The following is a 17,685-nucleotide window of genomic DNA, read 5'->3' on the forward strand; positions in this document are numbered from 1 at the left end:
GGCAGACTCGCGCGCAAAGCCTTAGCGGCCGTTCAGGGCCGTGCGGAGTGTCTGGGGAGGCCGGTCGTGGCGCGCGAGTTCAGCACCGTGGGTGTGGTGGGGCTGGGCACCATGGGTGCCGGCATCGTCGAGGTCTTCGCCCGCAACGGCATCGACGTCGTCGCGGTCGAGATCTCCGAGCCGGCGCTGGAGCGCGGTCGGGCCACCCTCGCCGGATCCACCGACCGCGCCGTCGCCAAGGGCAAGCTCGCCGTGGCGGACCGGGACGCGCTGCACGAGCGGGTGCACTTCGCGGTCGGGCTGGACGCGCTGCACTCGGTGGACCTGGTCATCGAGGCGGTGCCCGAGCACCTGGACCTCAAGCAGCGGATCTTCGCGGAGCTGGACCGGGTCTGCAAGCCGGAGACCATCCTCGCCACCAACACCTCGTCGCTGAGCGTCACCGAGATCTCGGTGGCCACCAGCCGGCCCAACCAGGTGATCGGCATCCACTTCTTCAACCCGGCCCCGGTGATGAAGCTGGTCGAGGTCGTCCGCACGGTGGTCACCGCGCCCGAGGTGGTGGCCGACGTCGAGGCGCTGTGCGCCCGGCTCGGCAAGGTCGACGTCACCATCAACGACCGGGCCGGCTTCATCGCCAACGCGCTGCTCTTCGGCTACCTCAACCACGCGGTCGCGATGGTCGAGTCGCACTACGCGACCCGGGAGGACATCGACGCCGCCATGAAGCTCGGCTGCGGTCTGCCGATGGGCCCGCTGGCGCTGATGGACCTGATCGGCCTGGATACCGCGTACGAGATCCTGGACACGATGTACCGGCGCGGCGGGCGGGACCGTCGGCACGCCCCCGTGCCGCTGCTCAAGCAGATGGTCACGGCGGGACTGCTCGGCCGCAAGTCCGGCCGCGGCTTCTACACCTACGAGCGGCCCGGCTCGCCGAAGGTCGTACCCGACGAGAACACGCCGCCGGCCACGGACGCCGCGCTCGCCGACGGCGCGCGCGCCATCGCGAAGGTGGGCGTTGTGGGTTCCGGGACGATGGCCACCGGGATCATCGAGGTGTTCGCCAAGGCCGGGTACGAGGTCGTCTCGGTGACCCGGGGCGCGGAGAAGTCGGCGGCGGTGTGCGAGGCGGTGAAGACGTCGCTGAACAAGGGCGTGGTCCGGGGCAAGCTCGCCGAGACCGACCGGGACGCGGCGCTCGGCCGGATCACCTGGACGGCCACCCTCGACCACCTCGCCGACGTCGACCTGGTGGTCGAGGCGGTCGTCGAGGAGTTGAGCGTCAAGAAGGCGCTCTTCGCCAGCCTCGACGAGATCTGCAAGCCGGGCGTGGTGCTGGCCACCACGACCTCGTCGCTGCCCGTGATCGACGTGGCGATGGCCACCCAGCGGCCGGCCGACGTGGTGGGCCTGCACTTCTTCAACCCGGCGCCGGTCATGCCGCTGGTCGAGGTGGTCCGGACCATCCGCACCTCCCCGGAGACCACCGCGACCGCGCGGGCGGTCTCCGCCGCGTTGGGCAAGACCGGCGTGGTCTGCGGCGACCGGTCCGGGTTCATCGTCAACGCGCTGCTCTTCCCGTACCTGAACGACGCGGTCAAGATGCTGGAGGCCAGCTACTCGACGGCCGACGACATCGACCACGCCATGAAGCTGGGCTGCGGCTACCCGATGGGCCCGTTCGAACTGCTCGACGTGGTGGGGCTGGACGTCTCGCTGGCGATCCAGCGGGAGCTGTACCTGGAGCTGCGCGAGCCGGGCTTCGCGCCCGCGCCGCTGCTGGAACACCTGGTCACCGCCGGCTACCTGGGCCGCAAGACCCGTCGCGGCTTCCGCGACCACTCGCACCGCTGAGAAGCGAGCGACCTGATGACCGCCCGGGCCGTCCCGCCCGTCGGACCGTACGCTTGGTGACTGTGAGCCCCCGTCGCAACCGCCCTCGCCGGGACGAGAACGCCAACCTGGACGCCGACCGCGTCCGCCAGGGCGTCGCCTCGGTGCAGCAGTGGACCGACGGCGCCTGGCAGGTACGCGGGATCGGGGCGGGCGCGTCGGTCAAGACGTACCGCTGCCCCGGTTGTGACCAGGAGATCCGACCCGGGGTGGCGCACCTGGTGGCCTGGCCGGCCGACGGCCTGGGTGACCTGACCGACCGCCGGCACTGGCACAGCGGCTGCTGGCGGGCCCGGGAGCGGCGCGGCCCGGCGGTGCAGCGCGGCCGGGGCGCGCCCCGCTACTGAGCGATCCGGCCGGGTGCCTCGCGCCACGGCTGAGCGATCTGGATCACCCTGTTCGTGCCTCGGTGGGCGGCGGTGGTGACTTCGCGACAGACTGGGGCGGTGAGCACAGCGATCCGCGCGTCGTCGATCCTGCCCGGCCGCCGGGAGGACATCGAGCTGCACACCGCCGACGGGCTGCGGCTGGTCGGCGAGCTGGCCCTGCCGGCCGACCGGCCGCCGGTGGCCACCCTGGTCTGCCTGCACCCGCTGCCCACCCACGGCGGGATGATGGACAGCCACGTGTTCCGCAAGGCGGCCTGGCGGCTGCCGGCGCTGGCCGACCTGGCCGTGCTGCGGTTCAACACCCGGGGCACCAGCAGCGTGCGCGGCACCAGCGAGGGCACCTTCGACGGCGCGGTGGGCGAACGGTACGACGTGGCCGCCGCGATCGAGTACGCCGAGTTCGCCGAACTGCCCAACATCTGGCTGGTCGGCTGGTCGTTCGGCACCGACCTGGCCCTCAAGTACGGCTGCGATCCGGCGGTGGCCGGCGCGATCCTGCTCTCCCCGCCGCTGCGCTTCTCGACGCCGGACGACCTGACGACCTGGGCCACCTCCGGTCGACCGCTGGTGGCGCTGGTACCCGAGTTCGACGACTACCTGCGTCCGGCCGAGGCGCGGGAGCGGTTCGGAGCGGTGCCGCAGGCCGAGGTGGTCGGGGTGCCCGGCGCGAAGCACCTCTGGGTGGGTGACGCGGAGACGGTGCTCGACGAGATCGTCAAGCGGGTCAACCCCGCGGTCGAGGTGCCCCTGCCGACGACCTGGGACGGGCCGATGGAGGCCGGCGACGTCAGCGCGTACGCCGACCGGACGGTGGCCGCCTTCGCCGACACGCCCGTCCCCGGCCCGGCCGACTGAGCCTGCTCGGTTCCGCTCCCGGCGGCTTCAGTTGCGTTCCTGGCGGCTTCAGTTCCGCTCCTGGCGGCTTCAGTTGCGCTCCTGGCGGGGGAGTACCACCTCGCGCAGGATCAGTTGCAGCGCGGCCACCGTGGGGATGGCGATGAGCGCTCCCACCACGCCCAGCAGCGCCACGCCGAGCAGCGCCGCCAGCAGGGCGGCGACCTCGTTGACCTCCACCGAGCGCCGCATCACCTTCGGGTAGATCAGGTAGTTCTCCACCTGCTGGTAGACCAGGAAGAACACCGCGCAGGCGATGCCGGTGGGCAGGTCGGCGGCGAAGCCGACCAGGCTCACGATCACCGCGCCCAGGGTCGCGCCGATCTGCGGGATCAGGTCGGTGACCGCGACGACCACGGCCAGCGCGAACGGATACGGCAGACCGACGATCAGCGCGAAGACGAACGTGGTCGCACCGGCCAGCACCGCGATGCTGAGCGCGCCGACCATGTACGCGCCCACCTTGGCCAGGATCTCGTCACCGATCAACTCCGCCCGTTCCCGGCGGGACCGGGGCACCAGCGCATAGCCCAGGGAGCGCAGCTTGTTGAAGTAGGCCAGGAAGTAGATGGTCAGCACCAGCACGGTCAGCGTCCGGAACACCGTGCCGAAGATCAGTTGGGCGCCGCCGAGCACCCCGCCGAGCGCCCGGCCGATGGTGTCGGCGTTGGCCGCGCCCTGCACCCGCTCCACCACGTCGTACCGCTCCACCAGGTCGTTGACCGTGGGATTGCGGCGTAACTCTTCGAGCAGACTCGGGATCTGGTCGATGAACTGTCCGGACTGCGTCACGATCGGCGGTACCAGCGCCACGATGCCGCCGCAGAGCAGCAGCACCACGGTCAGCGCCACCACCGCCACCGCCAGGCCGTGCGGCACACCCCAGGTGCGCAGTCGTACGACCGCCGGGTTGAGGCCCACCGCGAGGAAGAGCGCGATCACCACCAGCACCAGAATGCCGCCGGCATTCCGGATCCCCAGATAGAGGGTGTACGCCAGCAGCACGCCCAGCGCGCCGGTGAAGCCGATCAGGAAACTGCTGCGCCGCAGCGGACGCCCCGGCGTGCCGAACTTCCCCGACGGGACCGCCGGAGGCTCGTCCGGATCGAATCCCGGGGCGGGAACCGGCACCGGTGGCGGCGTCTGCACCGGTGGACGGTCCGGCGTCGCCTGCGGACGTTCGGCGGACGTGCTCGCGTCGGAGTTCCTGGCGGACGTGCTCGCGTCGGAGTTCCTGGCGGACGGGCTTCCGGCCGGCGGATGGTCGGAGCTGCGGTCCGGACCCTCGGCCGACGGATCGTGCTGCGGCACCAGGACCTCCCGGTCAGGCGGTGGGAACGGGCGACGGCGACGAGAGTGGTGGTGCGGTGGTCGCTGTCGTCCACAACACCGTCAATGGTGCTCCACTCGTGTCGCCGGCCGCTCAGCGACCCACCCTCTGCCGAGGAAAGGCAATGGTCCACTCGAGATCCCCGATATCGGGGTGTCCGAGACAGCGGGACAGCCCGATATCAGCGATGTCGTGTCGGCGGCGTGCCGTCAGTCCTTCTCGATGGTGACCTTGCTGGGCTTGGCGCTGCGCTCGTCGGTGGTCGGCTTGGTGGGGCGCTTGCCGTTCTCGCCGGTGCTGGTGATCTTGGTTGGCTTGGCGCCCCGGCCGCCCTCCCCGGGTACGGCGGCCACCGTCGGCTCGCCGTCCACCCCGGCGCTGGCCGTGCCACCGTCGACCGTGGTCACCGGCTCGGCCACCGGTCGAGTGGTGGGCTGCCCGTCCTCGTCGGCGTTGGCGTTCGCCGGTTGCCGAACGTCAGCGGGCGCCGCCTTGAGACCACCGGCCGCACCGCCGCCGGCCGCGCCACTACCGTCCGCACCGTCGCCGTCCGCATCGCTACCGGCGACACCGGCGCCGTCACCCGGGCCGCTCCCGCCGCCGGCGGCCACGGTCGCGGGCTCGGCCGGCGCGTCCGAGCCGTCGCCGCCGGCTGGACCGGTCCCGCCGTCCGCCGTCGCGGCGTCCCCGCCGGCCGCCACGGTCGCGGTTGAGGTGACCGGCGCGTCGGGGCGACCGCCGGTCGTCGGTGCCGTCGGACCGTCGATCGGGCCGGTGATGCTGTGCAGCCGCAGCTCGGCCATCTGCCGCTCGGTCTCGTCGAACTCCTGCCGGGCCTTCCAGGTCTCCTGTCGCAGGTCGGCGAGCTGCTGCTGGGCCTGCGCGATCTCCAACATCACCTGGGCGAGCTGCTGCCGGCCCGCCGCCGCCTCCTGCTGCGTCGCCGCCAGGTGCTGCTGCGTGGTCGCGAGGTGCTGCTGGGTGGTGGCCGCGTACTCCTCGAACTGGCGGCGCGATGCCGCGACGTGCTCGTCGGCCTTGCGCCGCTTGTCGCCCGCCTCGGTCTCGGCGCGGCTCAGCATCTCGGCGGCCTCGGTCTCGGCGCGCTGGCGCAGGGATGCCGCGTCCGTCTCGGCCGCCTGGCGGATCGCGTCCGCGCCCTGCTCGATCTCGTTCTTGCGGGTGGTGTACTCGGTCTCCAGCTCGTCGCGGCGCGTGGTGTACGCGGTCTCCAGTTCGTCGCGGCGCGCGGTCCAGCCCGACTCCAGCTCCTGCTGGCGGGACTCGTGCTGCTTGTCGAGTTCGTCGCGGCGCTTGGCGAACTCCTGCTCGGCGGTGGACCGTTGCTGGGCCAGCTCCCGATCGGCCGCCTCCCGCCGGGAGTTGACCTCCTGCTCCACGCCGGCCCGCCAGGCGCCGAGCTCCTGCTGCGTCTGCGCCCGGGACTGCTGCACGTACGCCTCGGTCTCGCTGCGCATGCGCTGCACGTACGCCTCGGTCTCCGCCCGGCTGCGCTTGGCCGCCTCGGTGGCCTGCGTGGTGATCCGCTCCGCCTCCTGCTGGGCCTTGGCCCGGGTGGCCCGGCCGGCCATCGACGCGTCGTCGATGATCTGCTTGGCCTCCTGCTGGGCCTTGGCGTGGGTCGCCCGGCCCGCCTCGGTCGCGGTGTCGGTGAGCCGCTTGGCCTCCTGCTGCGCCTTGACGTGTACTTCCTTGGCCGCCTCGCGCAGCTCTGCCGCCTCCTGGCGGGCGGTGGCCAGCGCCTCGCGGGCCTCCTCGCGCAGCTTGGTGGCCTCCTGCTGAGCCCGGGTGTGGATCTCCTTGGCGGTGTCCCGGAGCTGGGTGGCCTCCTGCTGAGCCTTGGTCAGCTCGTCCTGGGCCGCCTTGCGCAGCTTCGCCGACTCGTCCTTGGCCGAGCGGAGCGTCGCGTCCGCCTCCGCGCGACGGGCGGCGGTGTGCCGCTCCTCCTCCTGCCGGCGGGCGGCGAGGGCGATCTCGAAGTCCTTCAATGCCCGGTCGGCCTGCTCGCGGGCTTCCTCGATGATGTGCTCGGCGGCGGCCCGGCGGGCGTCGATCTCCTCGTTGGCCGCGGACAGGATCTGCTCGGCCTGCTCCTCGGCGAGGGTGAGGATCGACTCGACCCGAGGGCCCAGGTGCCGGAAGGAGGCCCGGTCGACCACGTTCATCTGCTTGCGGACCTGGGTCAGATCCCGTTGCAGCACCTCGACCTGGCCGGCGAGCTTGTGGATCTGTGTATAGGCCTGTTCCCGTTCGGCGGCGAGGGCCGCGATCTCGTGCTCAGCACGCGCGACGTACCGGTCAACCTGTTTCTTCTCGTACCCCCGCAGAGCGGACTCGAAGCTGGGCTCCGTGGTCACATCCCCGCCGAGAGCGAACAGTTCCTCGCCGTGCGACATGCCCCCATCCTCACACGCATCGCCCGCGGCTGGGGCGATACGGACGCCCCTTGTGGGACCTACTTCACTCCGTGGCGAGGGCGCCACACCAAGGGGTTGTGAGACGCACACGGCGCGAGGTCACACCGGTTACCCGGTGTCACCTCGCGCCGTCGATGCCCCGACCTGACGCCCTCGCGTCAGCCGGCGGTCTCCGCGGTGACCCGCTCCTGCGCGCCGTCGGTCTTCTTCGTCTCCGACTTCGTCGCCGCGGCGGGCGACGACGCGGGAACGCCGGGCACGATGCCGGCGAGCCCGGAGAGCATCTGCCCGAGCTGCGAGGTGACCGCGTCCTTCTGCCGGGTGAGGTCCTCGACCTCGCGCCGGGCGGCCTGGGTGGTCAGCTCGGCCTCGGTGCGGGCCTCGGTGAGCAGGCGCTGCGACTCGGCCTTGGCCTCGTTGAGCATCTTGTCGGACTGCGCCTTGGCCTTGTCGACCGTCTCGGCGGCGTTGCGCTCGGACTCGACCCGACGGGCCTCGGCGCGCTGCTCGATCTCCTTGGCGCGCTCCTGGGCGGCGCGGGCGCGCTGCTCGGCCTCGCTGACCATCTTCTGGGTCTGCGCCACCTGGGCGGCGTGCCGCTCGGACTCCTCGCGCTCGGCCTTCTCGCGCCGCTCGGCGAGTTGCAGCTCCAGAGCCTGGAGGTCCTTGTCGCGCTTGTCCCGCGCGTCGGTCAGCAGCTTGGTGGCCTCGGCGCGCTTCTCCTCGGCCTCGCGGGCGGCCTTGGCCCGCTGCTGGGTGATCTCCCGCTCGGCGGTGGCGCGCAGCGTGGCGACCTCCCGCTCGACGGTCGACTTCAGCTCCGCCACCTCGTGTGCCGTGACCGTCCGCAGCTGCTTGGTCTCGCGGTCGGCGTCGGCGCGCAGCGTGTCGGCCTCGCGGCGGGCCTGCACCCGGACCTCGGCGGCCTCCCGCTCGGCGGCGGTACGCAGGTTGCCCGCCTCGCGCTCGGCGGTGGCCTTCATCGCGGCGGCCTCGGCACGGGCCTTGTCGGTGATCTCCCGCGCCTCGAGGCGGGCGGCGGAGAGGATGCCCTCCGACTCGCGCTTGGCCTCGTTGCGGTGGTCGTTGGCCTGCTCCTCGGCGAGCCGGAGGATCTGCTCGACACGGGTGCCGAGCCCGGAGAGGGTGGGCCGGCTGTTCTCTTCGAGCTGCTTGTTGGTGTCGGTGAGCTTCTGCTCCAGCGCACTCATGCGCTGCTCGGCCTGCCGGAGACGACGCTGGGCGTCGTTCATCCGCTGCTCGGCCTCGGCACGGGCCTGCTCGGACTGGGTCAGCGCGGCGGTCATCCGGCCGATGAAGTCATCGACCTGGTGAGTGTTGTATCCGCGCAGGCCAACGGTGAAATCTGGCTGCGAGTTCGCGTTATCGAAGAACGCGAGAGGGGAGGACTGCTGCTGGGGCATTGGGACATACTGGCAGACGCCCCAGGGTGCTTCGCAAGAGCGGTACGCAGCTTTCGTCTCCTCTTTACATGGTCAACTGCCCTGGCCGTCGGGGTTGGACCAATCGGCGATCTTGGCAGCTCCGGGGCCGGGTGGAGGCCACGGAGCGTGACGTGAAAAAGGGCCACGGGGTTGTGCCCCGTGGCCCTTTGTTCGAGCCGGATGGGTTCGGGCTAATGGGGGTGGAAGAACAATGCCGGATCACCGCATTGGCCATCGGCTGCTCATCCGTCCGGCCGGTGTGCCGCTCAGTGCCCCCGGAACCGGTTGATCGCCGCCTCGTGCCGGGCCCGCAGCTCCCCGTCGCGGACACCCAGTCCGTCCGACGGCGCGAGGCAGCGCACCCCGACCTTGCCCTGGTGCGCGTTGCGGTGCACCTCGTACGCGGCCTGACCGGTCTGCTCCAGGGAGTACGTGCGGGACACGGTGGGGTGCACCTTGCCGAGCGCGACCAACCGGTTGGCCTGCCACGCCTCGTGGTAGTTGGCGAAGTGGCTGCCCACGATCCGCTTGAGGTGCATCCAGAGGTAGCGGTTGTCGTACTGGTGCTGGAACCCGCTGGTGGACGCGCAGGTGACGATGGTGCCGCCGCGGCGGGCCACGTAGACGCTCGCGCCGAACGTCTCCCGACCGGGGTGCTCGAAGACGATGTCCGGGTCCTCGCCGCCGGTCAGCTCGCGGATCCGCTCACCGAACCGCCGCCACTCGTCCGGGTCCTGGGTCTCCTCGTCCTTCCAGAACCGGAATCCCTCGGCGGCCCGGTCGATGACCAGTTCCGCGCCCATGCTGCGGCACAGCTCGGCCTTCTCCGGCGAGGAGACGACGCAGACCGGGATCGCGCCGCCGTTGAGGGCCATCTGGGTGGCGTACCCGCCGAGGCCACCGGACGCGCCCCAGATCAGCACCACGTCGCCCTGCTTCATGTTGGCGCCGTGGTGGGAGACCAGCTGCCGGTACGCGGTCGAGTTGACAAGTCCCGGGCTGGCCGCCTCCTCCCAGCTCAGGTGGCGCGGCTTGGGCATGAGCTGGTTGGCCTTGACCACGGCGAGCTCGGCCAGCCCACCGAAGTTGGTCTCGAATCCCCAGATCCGCTGCTGCGGGTCGAGCATCGTGTCGTCGTGCCCGGCGGCGTCCTCCAGCTCGACCGAGAGGCAGTGCGCGACGACCTCGTCGCCGGCCGCCCAGCGGGTCACCCCCGGGCCGGTGCGCAGCACCACCCCGGCCGCGTCCGAACCGACAACGTGGTACGGCAGGTCGTGCCGGCGGGTCAGTTCGGAGACGCGGCCGTAGCGCTCGAGGAAGCGGAAGGTGGACACCGGCTCGAAGATGCTGGTCCACACCGTGTTGTAGTTGATCGCGCTGGCCATCACGGCGATCAGCGCCTCGCCCGGCCCGAGTTCCGGGGTCGGCACCTCCTGCACGTGCAGCGCCTTGCGGGGGTCCTTGTCCCGGGTGGACATGCCGTCGAACATCCGGGACTCCTCGGCGCGGACGACCACGCCTCGGTAACTCTCCGGTACGGGCAGTCCGGCGACGCCGGCCAGTTCCCGGTCCGGGTCGTTCGATTCCTCCGCCGCCATGATCGCTTCGAGGATGTCCTGCACGGTGACCTCCGGTTCGTCCCGCACCCGCGCGGGCCCGGGTGCTGCCATCGTCGGCGCCGGTGGGACGCGACCGCCATGTCGGCATTCGACACATCCGGCACCGGCCGCGTTCCTGTGGGCCGGGACGTTACTGAACGGTAGCTAAAGCCGGAAGTCCTCTGTGAAAAACTGCATCCGCCGATGCGTGAAGGTGCCCGACCAGCGCGAAAACCACGCATCCCCGCGCGCCACCCACCCCGTTCTCCCGGTGATCAAGAGGTTGGCGTCAGATCGAGGCCGGGAACTGACGCGAACCTCTTGATCACCAGGAAGGGTGGGTCGGGGGAGGGCGGGAGGGGTGGGTTTCAGGGGGCGGGTTGGACGAGTTCTACGAGGACGCCTCCGGCGTCCTTCGGGTGGACGAAGTTGATCCGGCTGTCCGCAGTGCCGCGCCGCGGCTCGTCGTAGAGCAGCCGCATCCCCCGCTCGCGCAGCGCCGCGCAGGCCACGTCGATGTCCGCCACGGTGTACGCGACCTGCTGCACGCCCGGCCCGTTGCGGTCCAGGAACTTCGCGATCGTCGACTCCGGGCTGAGCGGGGCGAGCAACTGCACGCAGCCACCCTCGGTGGTCGGTCCGACGGCCAGCATCGCTTCCCGTACGCCCTGCTCCGCGTTGGTCTCGACGTGTACGCAGCGCATTCCGAAGATCCGCTGGTAGAAGTCGATCGCCGCGTCCAGGTCCGCGACGGCGATGCCCACGTGGTCGATCTTGCGAAGTCCGATGTCTGTGACGTAGTCCGCACCGGGCTCGACGGGGGAGTTCTCTGTCATGGCGTTAGTCTGGCCGAACCATCGTTCAGGCGTACAGCACGGCACCCCCCTCGGAGGCAGGCATGGCTTCGGTGATCGTCAGCGGCGCGCGTACCCCCATGGGGCGGCTGCTGGGCAACCTCAAGGACCTCCCGGCCACCAAGCTCGGCGGGATCGCCATCAAGGCCGCCCTGGAGCGGGCGGGTGTCAGCCCCGACCAGGTCCAGTACGTGATCATGGGTCAGGTGCTCCAGGCCGGCGCCGGTCAGATCCCGGCCCGACAGGCGGCGGTCGAGGCCGGCGTACCGATGTCCGTGCCCGCGTTGACCATCAACAAGGTCTGCCTGTCGGGCCTGGACGCGATCGCCCTCGCCGACCAGCTCATCCGGGCCGGCGAGTTCGACATCGTGGTGGCCGGCGGCATGGAGTCGATGACCAACGCCCCGCACCTGCTGATGGGCCAGCGCACCGGCTACAAGTACGGCGACGTGGTGGTCAAGGACCACATGGCGCACGACGGGCTCAGCGACGCCTGGGACTGCTGCTCGATGGGCGAGTCGACCGAGCGGCTCGGCAGCCGGCACGGCATCAGCCGCGAGGAGCAGGACGCCTTCGCCGCGACCAGCCACCAGCGGGCCGCCGCCGCGCAGAAGAACGGCCACTTCGCCGAGGAGATCACCCCGGTGCTGATCCCGCAGCGCAAGGGCGACCCGCTGGTGATCAGCGACGACGAGGGCATCCGGCCGGACACCACCGTCGAGTCGCTGGCCAAGCTGCGTCCCGCCTTCACCAAGGACGGCACCATCACCGCGGGCAGCTCCTCGCCGATCTCCGACGGCGCCGCCGCGGTGGTCGTGATGAGCAAGGCCAAGGCCAACGAGCTGGGCCTGACCTGGCTGGCCGAGGTCGGCGCGCACGGCAACGTGGCCGGCCCGGACAACTCCCTGCACTCGCAGCCGTCCAACGCGATCAACCACGCCCTCAAGAAGGGCGGCCTGAGCGTCGAGGACCTCGACCTCATCGAGATCAACGAGGCCTTCGCCCAGGTCGGCATCCAGTCCACCCGTGACCTCGGGATCAGCCCGGACAAGGTCAATGTCAACGGCGGCGCGATCGCCCTCGGGCACCCGATCGGCATGTCCGGCGCGCGTCTCGTCCTCACTCTCGCCCTGGAGCTCAAGCGGCGCGGTGGCGGCACCGGCGCGGCGGCGCTCTGCGGCGGCGGCGGTCAGGGCGACGCGCTGATCATCCACGTGCCGGCACAGTGAGCGCGGCGGCCGAGAACGCGACGGCGGGCACCGGCTCGGTGCGCCGCAGCCGGGACGTGCCGCTGCTGGTCGAGCGGGCCCGCGCCGGTGATCCGCGGGCGGTGGCCCGCCTGATCACCCTGGTGGAGAACGGCGACCCGCTGCTGCCGGAGATCGCCGCCGCGCTGGCACCGTACGCCGGGCAGGCCCAGGTGGTCGGGCTGACCGGCTCGCCCGGGGTGGGCAAGTCGACCACCACCAACGAGCTGGTCCGGGCGCTGCGGGCGCGCGGCCACCGGGTGGGTGTGCTGGCGGTGGACCCGTCCAGCCCGTTCACCGGCGGGGCGATCCTCGGCGACCGGGTGCGGATGCAGGACCACGCCACCGACCCGGGCGTCTACATCCGGTCGATGTCCAGCCGGGGCCACCTCGGCGGGCTGGCGGCGGCGACGCCGCAGGCGGTCCGGGTGCTGGAGGGCGCCGGCTGCGACGTGGTGCTGGTGGAGACCGTCGGCGTCGGGCAGGCCGAGGTGGAGGTCGCCTCGCTGGCCGACACCACGCTGGTGCTGCTCGCGCCGGGCATGGGCGACGCCATCCAGGCCGTCAAGGCCGGCATCCTGGAGATCGCCGACGTGTTCGTGGTCAACAAGGCCGACCGGGACGGCGCCGACGCCACCGTCCGCGATATCCAGGGCATGATCGCACTGGGCGAGCGCGGGCCGGGGCAGTGGCGTCCGCAGGTGGTCCGCTCGATCGCGGCCCGGGGCGAGGGCATCGATGACATTGCCGCCGCCCTCGACAAGCACCGTGGTTGGCTGGTTGAGCACGGCGAGCTGCGCCGCCGGCAGGAGGCGCGGGCCGCCGCCGAGGTCGAGGCCATCGCGCTCGGCACGCTGCGCGCCAGGATCGGTTCCCTGCGCGACGGTACGGAGTTGAGCACGCTCGCCGCCAAGGTCGCCGAGGGTGCGATCGACCCGTACGCGGCGGCGGACGAACTGCTCGCCCAACTGGGCTCCTGAGCCGGTAACGCGACGGGCCGACGCCGATCACCGGCGACGGCCCCCGCGTCAGCTGGGTGCTAGCCGCAGTGGCCCCAGGGGCTGGTCCACACGGTGCCCCGGCTGGATCCGCCGAACTGGATGCACTTTCCGGCGGCCGCGGCCCGCACCGGCCCCGCGTAGTACTTGTAGGGGTCCTCGTCGAAGGCGCCCAGATCGTTCGACAGGATCAGGTATGCGCCGACCATGGTGGCCTTGCCCCGGTCCGCGGTCTTGATGGTGACCACGCAGTTGTAGCCGTTGGACTTGTAGAGCAGGTACACCGTCGCGCCGGGTAGCCCGTGACTGTCGATGACGTAGTACCCGGACCCGCAGAGGGCGCTGGGCGACTCTGCCGCCTGGGCCGGGCTGGCCGCGCCCAGCAGCGCGCTGACCGACAGGGTGATCGCCGTGGCGAAACTCAACAACTTCCTGCGCATTAACCAGACCTCAATCATGGTGCCTAAGGGATGTCCAACGTGGACGTTTTGATCTGCAGCCTAGTCGCCAAGATCAGCCTGCGTGGTCCCTCGGCGGAGCGCGCCGCGCGCCCGGAAGCGAAGGTCGCTCCGGTTTTAGTAGGCTCGCGGCGCGTGGCCGGCAGCGAGGCCGGCCCGCGGCGGGCTGACAAGACGGTCGGTCCACATGGGTCGCACCAGGGGAGATGTGATCATGACGGACGCGGTGGAGAACGCCGGTACGGTGCCGCCCGCGACGGGTGCGGCGCGGGGCGTCACGACGGTTTCCGACGAGGTCGTGGAGAAGATCGCCGGAACCGCCGCCCGTGCGGTGCCCGGTGTCGCCGATCTCGGTGGTGACGTGGCCCGGTTCTTCAACAGTGTGCTGGACAAGGTCGGCCTGGACGAGGTGGGCGACGCCAGCCGGGGTGTCTCGGCCGACGTGAAGGGTGGATCGGCCGTCATCAACGTGGTCCTGGTGATCGACGCCGGGCACGTCGTCGCGGATGTGACCGAGGCCGTGCGGGCCGCCGTGATCGAGGCGGTGGAGAAGTACGGCCTGACGGTCACCCAGGTCAACGTCACTGTGGACGACATCGAGCTGAACCAGCCCGGGGCGGCCGGAGCCTGAGGCGTAGCGGTTGGGCGTCGCATCCCGAGCCGCCCGTAACCCGTCCATCGACGACACTCCGATGGCACGTCGGGCTTGTAGGCTCGCGCCGCCCCACCGAGGTGGAGGCCGGGTGGTGTCTCGGCGGGGGGACGCGAGGAAGGGGAGCGCTGGTGGACCACGAGGTGACGCAGGAGCTGTCAATGGCATCGACGATGGTCGGCGGGACGACGAAGGTCGCGGACGAGGTGGTCGAGAAGATCGCCGTCGCGGCGGCCAGGGCGGTGCCCGGCGTGGTCGAGCTGGGCGGGGATGTCGCCCGGTTCTTCAACGCGGTGTTCGACCGGGTCGGGCTGGACCAGTTGGGCGACGCTCGACGGGGCTGCTCCGCCTATGTGACGGGGGACGCCGCCGTGATCAACCTGGTGCTGGTGATCGAGGGCGGTCGCCCGGTGCCGGAGATCACCGGCGAGGTGCGCGCCCAGGTGACGGCGGCGGTCGAGGCGTACGGGCTGCGGGTCGACGAGGTCAACATCCGGGTCGACGACGTGGCGATGGGTGCCCCCGCGGCTCCCACGGTCTGACCTGGTTACCCGCCGGTACCAGCTGACTTAGTGATCGTTCAGGTCAGGGCTCTACACTCGGTGTGCTAGTCGACGAACCGAGGAGGAGCCCTGCGCATGGACGCCGACGAGATCGCCGCCGGACGGGCACGCTGGCAGGCCCGGTACGACTCCGCGCGCAAGCGGGACGCCGACTTCACCACGCTCTCCGGGATGCCGGTCGACCCGGTCTACGGGCCGCCCGAGGGCGCGTCCTACCCGGGCTTCGAGCGCATCGGCTGGCCGGGCGAGTATCCGTACACCCGGGGTCTGTATCCCACCGGCTACCGCGGTCGGACCTGGACGATCCGGCAGTTCGCCGGCTTCGGCAACGCGCAGCAGACCAACGAGCGGTACAAGATGATCCTCGGTGCCGGCGGCGGCGGCCTCTCGGTCGCGTTCGACATGCCGACGCTGATGGGCCGCGACTCGGACGACCCGCAGTCGCTCGGCGAGGTCGGGCACTGCGGTGTCGCCATCGACACCGCCACCGACATGGAGGCGCTCTTCGACGGCATCGACCTGGCCGGCGTCACCACCTCGATGACGATCTCCGGCCCGGCCGTGCCGGTGTTCTGCATGTACCTGGTCGCCGCCGAGCGGCAGGGCGCCGACCTGTCCACGCTGGACGGCACCCTGCAGACCGACATCTTCAAGGAGTACATCGCTCAGAAGGAGTGGCTGTTCGACCCTGAGCCGCACCTGCGCCTGATCGGCGACCTGATGGAGTACTGCGCGGCCGAGATCCCGCGCTACAAGCCGCTGTCGGTCTCCGGCTACCACATCCGCGAGGCCGGCTCGACCGCCGCGCAGGAGCTGGCGTACACCCTGGCCGACGGCTTCGGCTACGTCGAGCTGGGGCTGTCGCGCGGGCTCGACGTGAACGTCTTCGCGCCGGGGTTGAGCTTCTTCTTCGACTCGCACGTCGACTTCTTCGAGGAGATCGCCAAGTTCCGCGCCGCCCGCCGGATCTGGGCCCGCTGGCTCCGCGACGTCTACGGCGCGACCAGTGAGAAGGCCCTGTGGCTGCGGTTCCACACGCAGACCGCCGGGGTGTCGCTGACCGCGCAGCAGCCGGTCAACAACGTCGTACGGACGGCCGTGGAGGCGCTCGCCGCGGTGCTCGGCGGCACCAACTCGCTGCACACCAACGCGCTGGACGAGACCCTGGCGCTGCCCACCGACGAGTCCGCCGAGATCGCCCTGCGCACGCAGCAGGTGCTGATGGAGGAGACGGGTGTGGTCAACGTGGCGGACCCGCTCGGCGGCTCCTGGTACGTCGAGGCGCTGACCGACAAGATCGAGGCCGAGGCGGAGGAGATCTTCGCCCGTATCCGTCAGCTCGGCGGGGAGGGGCCGCACCAGATCGGCCCTATGACCTCCGGCATCCTGCGCGGTATCGAGGACGGCTGGTTCACCGGCCACATCGCCGAGTCGGCCTTCGTCTACCAGCAGGCACTGGAGAAGGGCGACAAGAAGATCGTCGGCGTCAACTGCCACACCGGCACCGTCGCCAAGGAGCTGGAGATCCTGCGCATCTCGCACGAGGTGGAGCTGGAGCAGCGCCGGGTGCTCGCCGAGCGCAAGAGCGCCCGGGACGAGGACGCGGTCCGCGCGGCGGTGGCCCGGATGGTCGAGGTCAGCCGCACCGATCAGAACATGATCCCCGCCATGCTCGACGCCGTCCGCGCCGAGGCCACGCTCGGCGAGATCTGCGACGCCCTGCGAGCCGAGTGGGGCACCTATCGCGAACCGGCCCGCTTCTAGCCCCGCTCCCCACCCCGTCGATCTTGCAGTTTCTGTCGCCGCATAAGCCGCGAAAGTGACGTAGCGGCAACAGTAAGCGCAAGATCGGCGGGGCTGGGGGTGTGGGGCCGTTTCGCGTTGTCCGATGGGCGTGAGAGTTGCGACGTTGGAGTTGTGGGTGAGCCGGGATTGCGGGCTCGCGTGCGAGACTAGGTAACCATGAGCGACCCACGGATCACCTCGTCGATCTTCACCCGCGGCGCGGTCGACCTCAGCACGCTGCGTGGCCCCGCACCAGCCAGTACTCGCCCCGGCACACCCCCGCAGGGCGGCCCGTCCGCCGGCACGCCGGGCGCACCGACCGCCGGCGGCAACGCCTCCATCGTCGACGTCACCGAGGCGACCATCCAGTCCGCGGTGCTCGAGCAGTCGATGGCCACGCCCGTCATCGTCTTCTTCGGCGCGGCCGGCTTCCCGGAGAGCGACGAGTTCGCCCCGGTGCTCGAGCGGCTGGCCGCCGAGGGTGGCGGCACCTGGGTGCTGGCCCGGGTCGACGTGCAGGAAAACCCGCGGATCGCCCAGATGTTCCGGGTCCAGGGCATCCCGATGGTCTACGCGGTCGTCGGCGGCCAGCCGATCGACGCGTTCTCCGGGGTGGTGCCCGAGGCCCAGCTCCGCCAGTGGATCCAGGCGGTGCTCAAGGCCGGCGGCGTGACCGTCGCCGAACCGGAGGACCCGCGCCTCGACGAGGCGGACGACGCGCTCATGAGCGGCGACCTGGACGCCGCCGAGCAGGCGTACCGCAAGATCCTCGCCGATGCCCCCGCGGACGCCGCGGCCACGGCGGGCCTCGCCCAGGTCGGCGTGGCACGCCGGGTGGCGGGCGCCGACCCGGCCACCGCGCTGGCCGCCGCCGAGAGTGCCCCCGACGACGTCGCGGCCCAACTGCTGGCCGCCGACATCGAGGTGCTCAGCGGGTTGGCCGAGCAGGCGTACGCCCGGCTCGTCGGCCTGGTCCGGCGCACCGCCGGCGAGGACCGCGAGACGGTCCGCCAGCACCTGGTGTCGCTCTTCTCCATCGCCGGCCCGGACGACCCGGCGGTCGCCTCGGCCCGGCGAGCCCTGGCCAGCGCCCTGTTCTGAGTCCGCAACACGACTGTGAGTTCGTAGTACGCCAGCG

The 17,685-nt window shown here is 71.3% G+C and carries 15 protein-coding genes; 9 read left to right on the forward strand and 6 right to left on the reverse strand.

The features are described from left to right. Positions 1-66 precede the first annotated feature (66 nt). From AC3EN4_RS14035 to AC3EN4_RS14045, 3 genes are all read left to right on the forward strand, one after another. The gene (locus AC3EN4_RS14035; RefSeq protein WP_435206309.1) at positions 67-1,857 is read left to right on the forward strand and encodes a 3-hydroxyacyl-CoA dehydrogenase family protein; all 1,791 of its coding nucleotides are present in this window, start codon (positions 67-69) and stop codon (positions 1,855-1,857) included. 62 nt (positions 1,858-1,919) lie between these two features. Beyond that, positions 1,920-2,243 (forward strand): hypothetical protein, encoded by a 324-nt coding sequence (locus tag AC3EN4_RS14040; protein ID WP_422736632.1) that lies wholly within the window; start codon positions 1,920-1,922, stop codon positions 2,241-2,243. Between the two features lie 99 nt (positions 2,244-2,342). Further along, positions 2,343-3,140: an alpha/beta hydrolase gene (locus AC3EN4_RS14045; protein ID WP_422736631.1), complete on the forward strand. Its 798-nt coding sequence runs from the start codon at positions 2,343-2,345 to the stop codon at positions 3,138-3,140. 69 nt (positions 3,141-3,209) lie between these two features. Here AC3EN4_RS14045 and AC3EN4_RS14050 read toward each other — a convergent pair whose 3' ends face one another. The 5 genes from AC3EN4_RS14050 to mce form a co-directional block, all read right to left on the reverse strand. Then, the gene (locus tag AC3EN4_RS14050; protein ID WP_435206326.1) at positions 3,210-4,310 is read right to left on the reverse strand and encodes an AI-2E family transporter; all 1,101 of its coding nucleotides are present in this window, start codon (positions 4,308-4,310) and stop codon (positions 3,210-3,212) included. Between the two features lie 408 nt (positions 4,311-4,718). After that, positions 4,719-6,926, reverse strand: a complete 2,208-nt coding sequence (locus tag AC3EN4_RS14055) for a coiled-coil domain-containing protein (protein WP_435206310.1) — start codon at positions 6,924-6,926, stop codon at positions 4,719-4,721. Between the two features lie 179 nt (positions 6,927-7,105). Then, on the reverse strand, positions 7,106-8,371 hold the full coding sequence (locus AC3EN4_RS14060; RefSeq protein WP_422736629.1) for a coiled-coil domain-containing protein: 1,266 nt from the start codon (positions 8,369-8,371) through the stop codon (positions 7,106-7,108). A gap of 287 nt (positions 8,372-8,658) precedes the next feature. Then, on the reverse strand, positions 8,659-10,014 hold the full coding sequence (gene ccrA / locus AC3EN4_RS14065; RefSeq protein ID WP_422740807.1) for a crotonyl-CoA carboxylase/reductase: 1,356 nt from the start codon (positions 10,012-10,014) through the stop codon (positions 8,659-8,661). A gap of 344 nt (positions 10,015-10,358) precedes the next feature. Continuing rightward, positions 10,359-10,826, reverse strand: coding sequence for a methylmalonyl-CoA epimerase (mce, locus tag AC3EN4_RS14070; protein ID WP_435206311.1), 468 nt, complete (start codon positions 10,824-10,826; stop codon positions 10,359-10,361). 62 nt (positions 10,827-10,888) lie between these two features. On the opposite strand from mce, the gene AC3EN4_RS14075 reads away from it, so the two are divergent. Together AC3EN4_RS14075 and meaB are read left to right on the forward strand one after the other, a co-directional pair. Further along, positions 10,889-12,073, forward strand: a complete 1,185-nt coding sequence (locus tag AC3EN4_RS14075) for an acetyl-CoA C-acetyltransferase (RefSeq protein WP_435206312.1) — start codon at positions 10,889-10,891, stop codon at positions 12,071-12,073. Beyond that, the gene (meaB, locus tag AC3EN4_RS14080) at positions 12,070-13,071 is read left to right on the forward strand and encodes a methylmalonyl Co-A mutase-associated GTPase MeaB (protein WP_435206313.1); all 1,002 of its coding nucleotides are present in this window, start codon (positions 12,070-12,072) and stop codon (positions 13,069-13,071) included. The genes AC3EN4_RS14075 and meaB overlap by 4 nt, the downstream gene beginning before the upstream one ends. A 59-nt stretch (positions 13,072-13,130) precedes the next feature. Here the strand turns inward: meaB and AC3EN4_RS14085 are convergent, their stop codons facing one another. Continuing rightward, positions 13,131-13,529: a hypothetical protein gene (locus AC3EN4_RS14085; RefSeq protein ID WP_435206314.1), complete on the reverse strand. Its 399-nt coding sequence runs from the start codon at positions 13,527-13,529 to the stop codon at positions 13,131-13,133. A 232-nt stretch (positions 13,530-13,761) separates the two neighbouring features. On the opposite strand from AC3EN4_RS14085, the gene AC3EN4_RS14090 reads away from it, so the two are divergent. The 4 genes from AC3EN4_RS14090 to AC3EN4_RS14105 all read left to right on the forward strand — a co-directional run bounded on the left by AC3EN4_RS14090 (position 13,762) and on the right by AC3EN4_RS14105 (position 17,648). Beyond that, positions 13,762-14,178: an Asp23/Gls24 family envelope stress response protein gene (locus AC3EN4_RS14090; protein WP_435206315.1), complete on the forward strand. Its 417-nt coding sequence runs from the start codon at positions 13,762-13,764 to the stop codon at positions 14,176-14,178. A 152-nt stretch (positions 14,179-14,330) separates the two neighbouring features. Further along, the gene (locus tag AC3EN4_RS14095; RefSeq protein ID WP_435206316.1) at positions 14,331-14,741 is read left to right on the forward strand and encodes an Asp23/Gls24 family envelope stress response protein; all 411 of its coding nucleotides are present in this window, start codon (positions 14,331-14,333) and stop codon (positions 14,739-14,741) included. A 96-nt stretch (positions 14,742-14,837) separates the two neighbouring features. After that, positions 14,838-16,526: a coenzyme B12-dependent isobutyryl-CoA mutase large subunit gene (icmA, locus tag AC3EN4_RS14100; RefSeq protein WP_435206317.1), complete on the forward strand. Its 1,689-nt coding sequence runs from the start codon at positions 14,838-14,840 to the stop codon at positions 16,524-16,526. A gap of 198 nt (positions 16,527-16,724) precedes the next feature. After that, positions 16,725-17,648 carry a tetratricopeptide repeat protein gene (locus AC3EN4_RS14105; RefSeq protein ID WP_422736621.1) on the forward strand — a complete coding sequence of 308 codons (924 nt, stop codon included), beginning with the start codon at positions 16,725-16,727 and terminating at the stop codon, positions 17,646-17,648. Positions 17,649-17,685 lie beyond the last annotated feature (37 nt).

Source organism: Micromonospora sp. bgisy143, assembly GCF_057708145.1.